Below are 13,853 nucleotides of genomic sequence, written 5' to 3' on the forward strand. Positions count from 1 at the left end.
TTGCTTGAGGAGAAGTGATCAAGCCGATCGATGCGTGGGGCAAACCGGGGAAACAGCGACAAATAATTCTGCGCATCCCAGAGTTTGATACGCGGACTTAACCTCCCGAGTCACTCCGGTGGGTGATGTGTCCCCATCTGGACCGGGAAGACACCACCCGCCGTAGCGACGTAATGCACCGTCAACATGAACGACGGTGGCCGAGAACAGACTTCAGCGCACCGGGCTGTCCACCCGCTCGACCTTCTGGGTCCCGCTGAGTGTCCGGTACGAGCGCGCCCAGGCGGAGGTCGCTTCCTGTTCCGTCTTGTCGGAGACCGTGTAGTAGTCCATCTGCGAGCGCTCGGCGGTCACATCGAGGACGCCGTAGCCGTGTGCGTCCATGTCGACCCACTTCACGTGGCGGTTGGCGGCCCTGACCGCGGCGGCGGCGACCACCGAGAGGGTGTGCGGCGCCACGTGCAGGAGGTCGTCGAGATTGTCCGAGGTCACCGACGTCACCACGAACTCGGTGGCGGCCGACTCCGAGAGCGGATACGTCGCCGCCGTCACCGGTACGTCATTGGCCCACGCCATATGGATGTCGCCGGTCAGGAAGACCGTGTTGGTGATCGAACGGTCCCGCAGATGCGCGATCAGCTCCTTGCGGTCGTCCGTGTAGCCGTCCCACTGGTCGACGTTGACGGCCAGACCCTCGCTCGGCAGTCCCAGCAACTCGGCCAGCGGTGCCAGCAGATGCGCGGGTACGGAACCGAAGGCGACCGGCGAGATCATCACCGACGTACCGACCAGCTGCCAGCGGGCGTCGGATCCGGCCAGCCCCGACTTCAGCCAGTCCAGCTGCGCCCGGCCGGTGATCGTGCGGTCCGGGTCGTCGACCGAACCGTTGCCGATCGTCGTCTGCTGGGAGCGGAAGCTGCGCAGATCGAGGAGGTGCAGATCGGCCAGGTTCCCGAAGCGCAGCCGCCGGTAGACCGTGCCCTCGGTGGAGGCGCGCACCGGCATCCACTCGAAGTACGCCTGCCTGGCGGCCGCGGCCCGCTCGGCCCAGGACCCTTCGGTGTCCGGCGTGTGGTTCTCGGCCCCGCCCGACCAGGCGTCGTTGGCGAACTCGTGGTCGTCCCAGATCGCGATCACCGGGTGCGCGGCGTGCAGGTCCTGGAGGTCGGTGTCCGTCTTGTAGGTGGCGTGCCGGGTGCGGTAATCGGCCAGGGTGAGGATCTCGTGCCGCGGCTCGTGCGGCCGCACGACGTACTTCGCGTCCGGGTAACTGCCCGACGCGTACTCGTAGATGTAGTCGCCGAGATGCAGCACCGCGTCGAGATCGGCGCGGGCGGCGAGGTGCCGGTACGGGGAGAAGAACCCGGCCTCCCAGTTGGCGCACGACACCACCCCGAAGCGCACCCCGGGCGTGGCCGCTCCGGCCGCGGGGGCGGTACGGGTGCGGCCCACCGGTGAGACGGTCCCCGTACCGTCGCCCGCCGAGAAGCGGAACCAGTAGGCGGTGGCCGGGGCGAGCCCGCGCACGTCGGCCCTGACGGTGTGGTCGGACGCCGCCTTCGCGACGGTCGTGCCCCGGGCCACGACCCGGGCGAACTCCTTGTCCTCGGCCACCTCCCAGCGCACCGGTGTCTCCGCGCCGCGGCCGGAGCCGGGCACGGCGTCGGGGGAGGGGGTGACGCGGGTCCACAGAAGTATGCCGTCGGGGAGGGGGTCGCCGGAGGCGACGCCGTGCAGGAAGGCCGGCCCGTCGGCGGCGTGTGCGGTGGTGGCGGCGCCCAGCGCGGGGGCGACGGCGGCGGTGGCGGCGACGGCCTTGACGACCGCGCGCCGACTGGGTGCGGAACTCTGCGAAAAAACGTGTCGACTGGTCACGGGGCAGCACCCTAGGGACCGATCGAACGAAAAACCGGGCGAATGACGGAAGTTGGCTCATCGGCCGAGGAGCCGCTGCCCGGAGTTCACCGGACGGCCTTCGGGGCCGTACCGGTGAAATCCGGGCAGTCCGATCCGATCGAGAGGCCCTAGCCCTTCAGCGCGGAGGAGATCGCGGTGTTGAACTCGTCCGCCGTCATCGGCGCGTTCTGGCCGTCCGATCCGGTCAGCGCCTTGCCGTCCATCTTCAGCGTCGGGGTGCCCTGGACGCCGCTCTTGTCGAAGGTCGCGGACATCTTCATCGCCCAGCTGTCGAACGTCCCGTCCTTGACGTCCTTCTGGAACGCCTTGTTGTCCTTCAGCGCGTCGACCGTGTCGGCGACCTTGATCAGGTAGGCGTCGTCCTTGAACTTGTCGTCGCTCTCCTCCGGGTGGTACTTCGCGGAGTAGAGCGCGTACTTGTAGTCGAGGAACGCCTCCGGGCTGACATTGAGCGCCGCGCCGAGCGCGCTCAGTGCGTTCTTCGAGCCCTCGCCGTTGGTGCTGTTGTCGAGGAACGTGGCACCGATGTACTTGAGCTTGTACTTCCCGGCGTCCACGTCCTTGTGCACCGTCTCGCCGACGGCCTGCTCGAACGAGGCGCAGATCGGGCAGCGCGGGTCCTCGTACAGCTCCAGGGTCTTCTTCGCGGTCGACTTGCCGATGACGACGGTCGTGCCGTTCTCGCCGGAGGTGTTCTTGGGCGCCGTGACGTTCTTCGCGTCCTTGGCCTCCTCCCAGTGGGACGGCTTGTTCAGCTGCGAGATGCCCCAGGCGCCGAAGCCCACGACCGCCAGCACGGCGACCACGGAGGCGCCGACGATGATCTGCCGGCGGGTCTTGTCCTTCTTGGCCTGGCGCTCGCGCTCGGCGCGCAGACGCTCGCGGGCTGCCGCCTTGTTGGCCTGGCTGTTGCGGTTGCTCATGTTCGTCTCTCCGTGGGAGTGGGTGGTGGGTCGTCGGGGATGTACGTGCTCAGGCGAGGGCGCAGGCCGAGCGCGGTGGTCCCCTCCGTCCCACGGAGTGCACGAGCAGACGGGTGTGTACGGGCAGGTGCGGACCCCGTCCGGCGGGGCGGGCCGGGCGGCGTACGGAGCGGCGGTGCGTACCCGCCACCGCGACCGCGGTCAGCAGCGGCCGGAACGCCAGGACGGCGACCGCGCCCAGCAGGCCGGCGAGCGCGGCCTCACCGCGCCGCAGCCAGGCCGCGGCGAGCAGGCCGACCGTCACATGGGCGGCCAGCAGCAGCCACGGCACCGCCGGCCCCGGCGAGGCCAGCAGCGCGGCGGCCGTGTGTCCGCCCCCGGTCATCGAGGTGAGCGGGGTCCCGACGTCACCGGCCTGGGACGCACCGGCGCCGATGTCGCCCCCGTCGCAGAGCACATCGACGCCGACCGAGCGCAACGGCCCCGCGATCGGGCCGCCGGCCGCGCCGTAACAGAGGTGCTGACCGGTGGTGAAGACGGTGTCGGCGGCCAGCTCCAGCGGGACCAGCAGCCCGGCGATCGCCCCGAAGCCGCGCTCCCGGCCGGCCAGCGCGTACGCCACCGCGAAGACCGCGCCCGCCAGCAGGGCGACGACGGTCAGCGGCAGCGAGACCCGGGAGAGCAGCACATGGGACGCAGCGGAGAGCGTCACGACGAGCGCTGTGAAAAGCGCCGCGCGAACGATTCTGAGCCGCGTCCCGGATATGTCCATCGTCGAGGAGTGTCGCACGCGTACCTGTAAGCGACCGCTAAAGGGCCCGGCGTGCGGAGCCCTACAGCCCCGGGATGCGCCCGTTGCGGAACAGGTCCACGAAGATCTGGTGGTCGGCGCGGGCCCGGGCGCCGTAGTGGTGGGCGAAGTCCACCAGCAGGTCGGCGAAGCCCTCCTCGTCCGCCGCGATCGCCGCGTCGATCGCCCGCTCCGTGGAGAACGGCACCAGCGAGTGGCCGCTCTCGTCGTCCGCCGCGGAGTGCATCGTCGCCGTCGCCCGGCCGAGGTCGGCGACGACCGCGGCGATCTCCTCCGGCTCGTCGATGTCGGACCAGTCCAGGTCGACCGCGTACGGGGACACCTCGGCGACCAGATGGCCCGCGCCGTCGAGTTCGGTCCAGCCGAGCCACGGGTCGGCGTGCGCCTGCAGGGCGCGCTGCGAGATGACGGTGCGGTGACCCTCGTGCTGGAAGTACTCGCGTACGGCGGTGTCCGTGATGTGCCGGGAGACCGCCGGGGTCTGCGCCTGCTTGAGGTAGATCACGACATCGTTCTCCAGGGCGTCGCTGTTGCCCTCCAGGAGGATGTTGTACGAGGGCAGCCCGGCCGAACCGATCCCGATGCCCCGACGCCCCACGACATCCTTCACCCGGTACGAGTCGGGGCGGGTCAGGCTCGACTCCGGCAGCGTCTCCAGGTAGCCGTCGAAGGCGGCCAGCACCTTGTAGCGGGCTGCCGCGTCGAGATCGATCGAGCCGCCACCCGATGCGAACCGGCGTTCGAAGTCCCGGATCTCCGTCATCGAGTCCAGCAACGAGAACCGGGTCAGCGACCGGGCGTCACGCAGGGTGTCCAGCAGCGGACCCGTCGCCGTGTCCAGCGTGAAGGGGGGCACCTCGTCGTTCTTGGCGCCCGTCGCCAGGGCGTGGATGCGCTCGCGGTAGGCCGCCGCGTAGATCCGGACCAGCTCGGTGATCTGGTCGTCACCCAGTGCCTTCGCGTACCCGAGCAGGGCGACGGAGGCGGCGAACCGCTTGAGGTCCCAGGTGAACGGGCCGACATACGCCTCGTCGAAGTCGTTCACGTTGAAGACCAGCCGGCCGTTGGCGTCCATGTACGTGCCGAAGTTCTCGGCGTGAAGATCGCCGTGGATCCACACCCGGCCGGTCCGCTCGTCCAGGTACGGGCCGCCGAGCCGCTCACGCCCCAGGTCGTTGTAGAACAGACACGCCGTGCCCCGGTAGAAGGCGAACGCCGATCCCGCCATCTTGCGGAACTTGACCCGGAAGGCAGCCGGATCGGCGGCCAGCAACTCCCCGAACGCGGTGTCGAAGACCTCCAGGATCTGCTCCCCGCGCTGCGCCGCGCCGGTCCGGTCTTCCGACATCTCTGGGTGCCTCCTGATACCTGGCCCACGCGGCCCAGTTGCCTCCTGGCACCTGGGCCCGCAGGACACACGGGACGGACTTCTCAGGGTCTTCAACGCGCGACCGCACCCCGGAGTGCCCCTCGGTCGTCACCTCCAGGACGTAGACTTCCACGCTGTCCCCCCAGCCCGTCATTGCCTGTTCCCCGGAGGCCCGACGCCGTGACCAAGCCGCCCTTTACGCACCTCCACGTCCACACCCAGTACTCGCTGCTGGACGGTGCCGCGCGGCTCAAGGACATGTTCAACGCCTGCAACGAGATGGGCATGACCCATATCGCGATGACGGACCACGGCAACCTGCACGGGGCCTACGACTTCTTCCACCAGGCGAAGAAGGCGAATGTGACGCCGATCATCGGCATCGAGGCGTACGTCGCCCCGGAGTCGCGCAAGCACAAGCGGAAGATCCAGTGGGGCCAGCCGCACCAGAAGCGCGACGACGTCTCGGGTTCGGGCGGTTACACCCACAAGACGATCTGGGCGGCGAACTCGACGGGGCTGCACAACCTCTTCAAGCTGTCCTCCGACGCCTACGCCGAGGGCTGGCTGCAGAAGTGGCCGCGCATGGACAAGGAGACCATCGCCCAGTGGTCCGAGGGGCTGATCGCCTCCACCGGCTGCCCCTCGGGCGAGGTGCAGACCCGGCTGCGGCTCGGCCAGTTCGACGAGGCGGTCCAGGCGGCCTCCGACTACAAGGACATCTTCGGCCAGGGCAGGTACTTCCTGGAGCTGATGGACCACGGTATCGAGATCGAGCGCCGGGTCCGTGACGGGCTCCTCGAAATCGGCAAGAAGCTGAACATCCCGCCGCTGGTGACCAACGACTCGCACTACACCTACGCGCACGAGGCCACGGCGCACGACGCGCTGCTGTGCATCCAGACCGGCAAGAACCTCTCCGACCCGGACCGCTTCCGCTTCGACGGCACCGGCTACTACCTCAAGACGACCGACGAGATGTACGCCGTCGACTCCTCCGACGCCTGGCAGGAGGGGTGCGCCAACACGCTGCTGGTCGCCGAGCAGATCGACACCACCGGGATGTTCGAGAAGCGCGACCTGATGCCGAAGTTCGAGATCCCGGACGGCTACACGGAGATCACCTGGTTCCAGGAGGAGGTCCGGACCGGGATGAACCGCCGCTACCCCGGCGGTGTCCCCGAGGACCGGCAGAAGCAGGCCGAGTACGAGATGGACATCATCATCCAGATGGGGTTCCCGGGGTACTTCCTGGTGGTCGCCGACTTCATCATGTGGGCCAAGAACAACGGCATCGCGGTCGGACCCGGCCGAGGCTCCGCGGCCGGCTCGATCGTGGCGTACGCGATGGGCATCACCGACCTCGACCCGATCCAGCACGGGCTGATCTTCGAGCGCTTCCTCAACCCGGAGCGCATCTCCATGCCCGATGTCGACATCGACTTCGACGAGCGCAGGCGCGTCGAAGTGATCAGGTACGTGACGGAGAAGTACGGCGCCGACAAGGTCGCCATGATCGGCACGTACGGCAAGATCAAGGCGAAGAACGCCATCAAGGACTCCGCCCGCGTCCTCGGCTACCCGTACGCGATGGGCGACCGGCTCACCAAGGCGATGCCCGCCGACGTCCTCGGCAAGGGCATCGACCTCAACGGCATCACCGACCCGAAGCACCCGCGCTACAGCGAGGCGGGCGAGATCCGGGGGATGTACGAGAACGAGCCGGACGTGAAGAAGGTCATCGACACCGCGAAGGGCGTCGAGGGCCTGGTCCGGCAGATGGGCGTGCACGCCGCAGGCGTGATCATGTCCAGCGAGCCGATCGTCGACCACGCCCCGGTCTGGGTGCGGCACACCGACGGCGTCACCATCACGCAGTGGGACTACCCGCAGTGCGAGTCGCTCGGCCTGCTGAAGATGGACTTCCTCGGCCTGCGCAACCTCACCATCATGGACGACGCCGTCAAGATGGTGCGCAGCAACAAGGGCGTCGAGCTGGACCTGCTCGGTCTCCCACTGGACGACCCCAAGACGTACGACATGCTCTGCCGCGGTGACACGCTCGGCGTGTTCCAGTTCGACGGCGGCCCGATGCGCTCCCTGCTGCGCCAGATGCAGCCCGACAACTTCGAGGACATCTCCGCCGTCTCGGCCCTGTACCGGCCGGGCCCGATGGGCATGAACTCGCACACGAACTACGCCGAGCGCAAGAACGGCCGCCAGGAGATCACCCCGATCCACCCGGAGCTGGAGGAGCCGCTCAAGGAGACGCTCGGCCTGACCTACGGCCTCATCGTCTACCAGGAGCAGGTGCAGAAGGCCGCCCAGATCGTCGCCGGGTACTCGCTCGGCGAGGCCGACATCCTGCGCCGTGTGATGGGTAAGAAGAAGGCCGACGAGCTGGCCAAGAACTTCGTCCTCTTCCAGGCGGGCGCCAAGAAGAACGGCTATTCCGACGCCGCGATCCAGGCCCTGTGGGACGTGCTGGTCCCGTTCGCCGGATACGCGTTCAACAAGGCGCACTCGTCCGCGTACGGGCTGGTCACCTACTGGACCGCGTACCTCAAGGCCAACTACCCCGCCGAGTACATGGCCGCCCTGCTGACCTCCGTCAAGGACGACAAGGACAAGTCGGCGGTCTATCTCAACGAGTGCCGGCGCATGGGCATCAAGGTGCTGCCGCCCAACGTCAACGAATCGCTGTCGAACTTCGCCGCACAGGGCGACGACGTGATCCTCTTCGGTCTCACGGCCGTCCGCAACGTCGGTCAGAACGTCGTCGACTCGATCATCCGGTGCCGCAAGGCGAAGGGGAAGTACAGCAGCTTCCCCGACTTCCTGGACAAGGTCGAGGCGGTCGTCTGCAACAAGCGCACCGTCGAATCACTGATCAAGGCCGGCGCCTTCGACGAGATGGGCCACACCCGCAAGGGCCTGGTCGCCCACCACGAGCCGATGATCGACAACGTGGTGCAGGTCAAGCGCAAGGAGGCCGAGGGGCAGTTCGACCTCTTCGGCGGCATGGGCGAGGAGGACAGCAACGAGCCCAGCTTCGGGCTCGACGTGGAGTTCTCCGACATCGAGTGGGAGAAGTCCTACCTGCTCGCGCAGGAGCGCGAGATGCTCGGCCTGTACGTCTCCGACCACCCGCTCTTCGGCCTGGAGCACGTGCTGTCCGACAAGGCCGACGCGTCGATCTCCCAGCTCACGGGCGGCGAACACGGCGACGGCGCCATCGTCACCGTCGGCGGCATCATCTCCGGCCTCCAGCGCAAGATGACCAAGCAGGGCAACGCCTGGGCCATCGCCACCGTCGAGGACCTGGCCGGTTCCATCGAGTGCATGTTCTTCCCCGCCACCTACCAGTTGGTCTCCACCCAGCTCGTCGAGGACACCGTCGTCTTCGTCAAGGGGCGCCTCGACAAGCGGGAGGACGTGCCCCGGCTCGTCGCCATGGAGATGCAGGTCCCCGACGTCTCGTCGGCCGGCACCCATGCCCCCGTGGTCCTGACCATCCCCACCGTCAAGGTCACACCGCCGATGGTCAGCCGCCTCGGCGAGGTCCTCAGCAACCACCGGGGCGACACCGAGGTACGGATCAGGCTCCAGGGCCCCCGCAAGACCACGGTGCTCCGGCTCGACCGGCACCGGGTGAAGCCCGACCCGGCGCTCTTCGGTGACCTGAAGGTGCTGCTCGGGCCGTCCTGCCTGGCCGGCTGAGCCGAGGCCGGTGGCATCCGGAGATCCGCCGTACGAGAGGGGCGCCCCCGCCAAGCGGGAGCGCCCCTCTCGGTCACCGGGCCTGCGGCCGGGCGGGAGATCCGGCCGGTCAGTTGTGGCCGAAGCGCCGCTGATGCTTACGGGCAACATCGGCAGGGCTGCCCTGGGCCTGCGACTGAGGCTGTATCTGCGACTCGTACCCGGTCGACTTGGTCTCGTCGGTGCCGCGCTGCTGGCCGGTGGAGCGGTTCTGCTGGCTGCCCTGCTTGCGGTTCTTGTTCTTGGCCATGGTGTTCCTCCTGTGGGGACTCTCGGGGCCAGGACCGCGTTCAGACTCACATAATAGGAAAAACTGCGCATGTCGGAACATAACCGTGCGTAGTGATGCTGGTACTATGCGCCGTTTTCCTGATCCGCCACGCCGGTGATCGGGTTCCGGCCGTCAACCTCGGCGGCTTCGGGCAGACTCGGTGCAACCCTTGGTGAAGACCACACCCGAACTTCTGGAAGAGGGTGGAACGCGTGGACCGTTGCGTCGTCCTGGTGGACGCCGGTTACCTGCTGGGTGCGGCGGCGAGCCTGCTGGCCGGGGAACCCGCCCGTTCCCGCATCACCGTCGACCACGCGGCCCTCATCCGGGGCCTGCGCGAACTGGCGCAGGCCGACACGCAGCAGCCGCTGCTGCGCATCTACTGGTTCGACGGCGCCCCCGACCGCGTACCGCAGCCCGAGCACCGCAGGCTGCGCGTGATGCCCCGGGTGACCGTGCGGCTCGGTGCGCTCACCCGCAGCGACGGGCGCTGGGCGCAGAAGGGCGTCGACGCGGCCATGCACGCCGAGCTCACCGAGCTGGCCAGGAACCGGGCCTGTTCCGACGTGGTGCTGGTGACCGGTGACGGCGATCTGCTGCCCGGACTGATGTCCGCCAAGGAGCACGGCGTCGCCGTCCACCTGTGGGCCGTCCAGGCCGCCGACGGCGACTACAACCAGTCCGAGGACCTGGTCGCCGAGGCCGACGAGCGCAGGGTGCTCGACCGGGCCTGGATCACCCGGGCCGTCCAGGCCAAGGAGACGGGTGGCGTCTGCGCCCCGCCGCCCGCACCCCGCCCGGAGATCGCCGCGATCCTCTCCGCGCCGCTCCCCGAGGCGGCCCTCGCCGCCTCCGCCGAGCGGGCGGCGGAGGCCCGGGAGGAGGCGGCCGCCACCGACGGAACGGTCCCGCCGCCCGAGGAGAGCCCCGCCGCCGACCGGTCCGGCGGCACCAGGGGTGTCCCCACCCCCAAGGACCTGGCGGGCACCCTGCGCGGTCCCGGCCCCCAGCCCGCTCCGGCCCCGCCCGCCGGCGCCACCCTGCGCTGGTCCTCCGACAAGGGCTGGATGGACCGCAGCGGCCCGCTGGGCGAGCCGGCCGAAACCGCCTCCCTGCCGACGCTGGCCCAGCTCACCAGTGCGGAGCAGCGCTGGGCGGACCGGGAGGAGGACATCACCACCGTCGGCGGCGACCCGTTCGAGGTGGGCCAGGTCTTCGCCCGACGCTGGATGGAGCGGCTGCCGGAGACCACCCATCTGCAGAAGCTGTCGACCATGTACCCGCGCATCCCGCACCGCATCGACGGCGAGCTGCTGCGGTACGCGGCACGGTTCGGCCTGCTCGCCCACAAGGACGACCAGATCGACGAACACGACCGTTATGCGATCCGGGCGGGGTTCTGGCGGGAGATCGATGTCCGGGCCGCCGCGGAACACACCCCGGCGGAGCGGACGAGCGGGTCCGGCGACTGACGGCAGGACGGCTCCGGGCGCGCCCGCCCGGCCGGGCGACGGCGGGGCCGCCGCCCGGCCGTCATGGCCCCGGGCGCGATCGGGAGCATCCGACCCCGTACTCTCGTACCTCGTGAGTACGGGCACAGCACAGGCGCAGACGTCGACCGGAACCGTGTGCGTGGTGCGTGATCTGGTCAAGACCTATCCCGCCTCCCGCGGTCGTCGTGGTGCACCCGGCACCCCCGAGGTGCGCGCCACCGACGGGATCAGCCTGGAGGTGCGGCGCGGCGAGATCTTCGGACTCCTCGGCCCCAACGGCGCCGGAAAGTCCACCCTGGTGCGACAGCTCACCGGCCTGCTGCGGCCCGACTCCGGCAGTGTCACGGTGCTCGGCCACGATCTCGTACGCCATCCCGAGCACGCCTCCCGGCTGATCGGGTACCTCGGCCAGGAGTCCACCGCCCTCGACGAGCTGACCGTCTCGCTCGCCGCCGAGACCACCGGACGGCTGCGCGGCCTCACGGTACGGGCCGCCCGTGCCGAGCGCGACGCCGTGCTCGACGAACTCGGCCTCACGGAGATCGCCGGGCGCCCGCTGAAGAAGCTCTCCGGCGGACAGCGGAGGCTCGCCTGCTTCGCGGCCGCGCTGGTCGGCGAGCGGCCGGTGCTGCTGCTGGACGAGCCGACGACGGGCATGGACCCGGTCGCACGACGCGCCGTCTGGGCCGCCGTGGACCGGCGCAGGGCCGAGAACGGCACGACCGTGCTGCTCGTCACCCACAACGTCATCGAGGCCGAGACGGTCCTCGACCGGGTCGCCGTGATCGAACGCGGCAAGGTCATCGCCTGCGACTCCCCGTCCGGGCTCAAGGAACAGGTCGCGGGCGAGGTCCGGGTCGAGCTGGTGTGGCGCGAACGGGCGCCCCTGGACGTGCCCGAGGTGGCCGCGCTGCGCGGATCGGCCCAGGAGTCCGGGCGGCGCTGGGTGCTGCGGCTCGGCCCCGACGAGGCGCGGGCGGCGGTCGCCGCCGTGACCGGCGGCGCGGCCTTCGCGGCACTCGACGACTTCACGCTGGCGACGCCGAGCCTGGAGGACGTGTACCTCGCGCTCGGCGGCGGCGCGACCAAGGGCCTGGTGAGGTCATGACCGGGGCGAGCGGGTGCGCGGGCGTGGCCGGGCACGGAGTGAACAGGAGCAGCGCCAGGTGACGAGCATCGTTCCCGCGCAGGCGGTGACCGTACCCGCCCCGGCCGTCGACGGCAGGGGCGGCGACCGGAAGGAGACCGCCGTGCCGCTCGCGCCACGGGCCCGGCTGTTCCCCTCGCTGGCGGCCGTGTACCGGGCCCAGCTGTCCCGGGCCAGGGTCGCCCGTATCCCGTTGCTCTTCGTCGCGACCTTCCAGTCCATCGGGATCATGGTGCTGATGCGCGGGGTCGTCGACGGCGGTGTGGAGGCGCGTGCCGTCGTCTCCGGATCCAGCGTCCTGGTCGTGGCCTTCGTCGCGCTCAACCTGCTCGCCCAGTACTTCGGACAGCTGCGGGCGGGCGGTGGACTCGACCACTACGCCACCCTGCCGGTGCCGCCCGCCGCGGTGGTGCTCGGTACGGCCGGGGCGTACGCCTCCTTCACCGTGCCCGGCACGATCGTCACGGCCGTGGTGGGCAGCGTGCTGTTCGGGCTGCCGCTGGCCCATCTGTGGGTGCTCGTCGCCGTCATCCCGCTCTCCGGGGCGGCGCTCTCCGGGCTCGGCGCCGCGCTGGGGCTGCTCGCGCCCCGGCAGGAGCTGGCCGCGCTGCTCGGGCAGCTGGGCATGTCGGCGGCGCTGCTGCTCGGCGTCCTGCCGTCCGAGCGGCTGCCCGCACCGATCGACTGGGCCCGCGATCTGCTGCCGTCGACCTACGGTGTCGAGGCGCTCTCCCGGTCCTTCGACGCCCATCCCGACTGGAAGATCGTCGTGCTGGATCTCGCGGTCTGTGCCGTCGTCGGAGTCCTCTCGCTGTCCGCTGCCGCCTGGGCGTACCGCAGGGCAGCGGTCCGGTGAGGCACGCGCCGGGCACGCCTGGCACGATGGCACGGTGACCGCACCTCTGACGCCGCCTCACCAGCCCTCGTCCCACGGCCCCTGGCAGACCCCGCCGCGATGGGGTGGACCGGGAGGACCCGCGGGCTCCGGAGGCTCCCACGACGGCGGCCTGCCGGTGTCGCAGGAGGAGCCGGACCGCCGGGCGGATCTGCGGCGGGCCGCTGTCGTCGCCCTTGCCGTGACCGTGGTGGGCATCGGACTCGGACTTCTCTGGCTGTGGCTGGCTCCGCGGGTTCCGCTGGTCTCCGACAGCACGGCCGTCTACCTCCACGACAGCGAGGGCGAGGAGGCGATCGGCGCCGACGGTACGTTCGCGCTGCTGGGCCTGGCCTTCGGTGCTGTCAGCGCGGCGCTGGTCTTCCTGCTCCACCGGCGGGGCGGAATCGCCCTGGTGGTGGGGCTCGCGCTGGGCGGGCTGCTCGGTTCCGTACTGGCCTGGCGGCTGGGGGTGTGGCTCGGGCCCGACCAGGACGTGGTCGCGCACGCGCGAGCGGTCGGCAAGGGTGTGGTCTTCGACGCGCCGCTCCAGCTGCGGGCGAAGGGGGCGCTGCTGGCCTGGCCGCTCGCGGCGATGGCGGTCCATCTCGGCCTGACGGCCCTGTTCGGGCCCCGGGATCCGGAGCCGCAGTGGGGAACCCCTCCGGGATGGGGCGCGGAGGGACCGGTGCCGGGAGCGGGAGCGGGACCGGCTGTGCCGCCGGCCCCGCCTGCAGGTCCTGACGCCGGTCACTAGCCCGGGCCGCGCGTCATCCCCGGCCGATCTCCGCGAACACCGCCCCTGTCAGGGACGCCAGATCCGCGGGGGAGAGTTCGACCTCCAGACCGCGGCGGCCCGCCGAGACGCAGATCGTCCCGTGGGACCGCGCCGACGCGTCCAGCACCGTGCGCAGTCGCTTTCGCTGCCCGAGCGGGGAGATGCCGCCCCGTACGTAGCCGGTGGTGCGTTCGGCGGCGGCCGGGTCGGCCATCGCGGCTCGTTTGCCGCCCACCGCGGCGGCCAGGGCCTTGAGGTCCAGGGAGCCGGCCACCGGGACGACCGCGACGGTGAGGGTGCCGTCGACGTCCGCGACCAGGGTCTTGAAGACCCGGTCGGGGGAGACGCCCAGCGCCTCGGCCGCCTCCTCGCCGTAGGAGGCCGCCGCCGGGTCGTGGTCGTACGCGTGGACGGTGAACGCCGTCCCGGCCGCGGTCAGCGCGACCGTGGCCGGGGTACCGCCGGACTGTTGCTGTTTCTTGGGCTTCTTCGCCACGGGGGCCTCGGGTCG

At 70.4% G+C, this 13,853-nt stretch carries 11 protein-coding genes; 5 read left to right on the forward strand and 6 right to left on the reverse strand.

All coding sequences use genetic code 11. The features are described 5' to 3' along the window. Positions 1-213: 213 nt before the first annotated feature. The 4 genes from AB0L71_RS00855 to AB0L71_RS00870 form a co-directional block, all read right to left on the reverse strand. Positions 214-1,875 (reverse strand): alkaline phosphatase D family protein, encoded by a 1,662-nt coding sequence (locus AB0L71_RS00855; RefSeq protein ID WP_365236389.1) that lies wholly within the window; start codon positions 1,873-1,875, stop codon positions 214-216. Between the two features lie 149 nt (positions 1,876-2,024). Further along, positions 2,025-2,840, reverse strand: a complete 816-nt coding sequence (locus AB0L71_RS00860) for a DsbA family protein (protein ID WP_365236391.1) — start codon at positions 2,838-2,840, stop codon at positions 2,025-2,027. Between the two features lie 49 nt (positions 2,841-2,889). Continuing rightward, the gene (locus tag AB0L71_RS00865; RefSeq protein WP_365236393.1) at positions 2,890-3,612 is read right to left on the reverse strand and encodes a hypothetical protein; all 723 of its coding nucleotides are present in this window, start codon (positions 3,610-3,612) and stop codon (positions 2,890-2,892) included. A gap of 61 nt (positions 3,613-3,673) precedes the next feature. After that, positions 3,674-4,999 carry a DUF2252 domain-containing protein gene (locus tag AB0L71_RS00870; RefSeq protein ID WP_365236395.1) on the reverse strand — a complete coding sequence of 442 codons (1,326 nt, stop codon included), beginning with the start codon at positions 4,997-4,999 and terminating at the stop codon, positions 3,674-3,676. A gap of 201 nt (positions 5,000-5,200) precedes the next feature. Here AB0L71_RS00870 and dnaE point away from each other — a divergent pair, with 201 nt between their 5' ends. Next, positions 5,201-8,740 carry a DNA polymerase III subunit alpha gene (gene dnaE / locus AB0L71_RS00875; RefSeq protein ID WP_365236397.1) on the forward strand — a complete coding sequence of 1,180 codons (3,540 nt, stop codon included), beginning with the start codon at positions 5,201-5,203 and terminating at the stop codon, positions 8,738-8,740. A gap of 109 nt (positions 8,741-8,849) precedes the next feature. On the opposite strand, the gene AB0L71_RS00880 is transcribed toward dnaE, so the two are convergent. After that, positions 8,850-9,029, reverse strand: coding sequence for a hypothetical protein (locus AB0L71_RS00880; RefSeq protein WP_365236399.1), 180 nt, complete (start codon positions 9,027-9,029; stop codon positions 8,850-8,852). A gap of 224 nt (positions 9,030-9,253) precedes the next feature. On the opposite strand from AB0L71_RS00880, the gene AB0L71_RS00885 reads away from it, so the two are divergent. From AB0L71_RS00885 to AB0L71_RS00900, 4 genes are all read left to right on the forward strand, one after another. Then, complete coding sequence (locus AB0L71_RS00885) at positions 9,254-10,522, forward strand: NYN domain-containing protein (RefSeq protein ID WP_365236401.1); 1,269 nt, start codon at positions 9,254-9,256, stop codon at positions 10,520-10,522. A 154-nt stretch (positions 10,523-10,676) separates the two neighbouring features. Further along, a complete protein-coding gene (locus AB0L71_RS00890) occupies positions 10,677-11,651 on the forward strand; it encodes an ABC transporter ATP-binding protein (protein ID WP_365236766.1) in 975 nt (324 codons plus the stop codon). Between the two features lie 85 nt (positions 11,652-11,736). Continuing rightward, on the forward strand, positions 11,737-12,546 hold the full coding sequence (locus AB0L71_RS00895; RefSeq protein WP_365236768.1) for an ABC transporter permease: 810 nt from the start codon (positions 11,737-11,739) through the stop codon (positions 12,544-12,546). A gap of 34 nt (positions 12,547-12,580) precedes the next feature. Then, entirely contained in the window at positions 12,581-13,321 is a 741-nt protein-coding gene (locus AB0L71_RS00900) for an ABC transporter permease (RefSeq protein WP_365236403.1), read from the forward strand. Between the two features lie 13 nt (positions 13,322-13,334). Here the strand turns inward: AB0L71_RS00900 and ybaK are convergent, their stop codons facing one another. Next, positions 13,335-13,838, reverse strand: a complete 504-nt coding sequence (gene ybaK / locus AB0L71_RS00905) for a Cys-tRNA(Pro) deacylase (protein WP_365236405.1) — start codon at positions 13,836-13,838, stop codon at positions 13,335-13,337. Positions 13,839-13,853 lie beyond the last annotated feature (15 nt).

It is taken from the genome of Streptomyces sp. NPDC052052 (assembly GCF_040680455.1).
GTDB lineage: Bacteria > Actinomycetota > Actinomycetes > Streptomycetales > Streptomycetaceae > Streptomyces.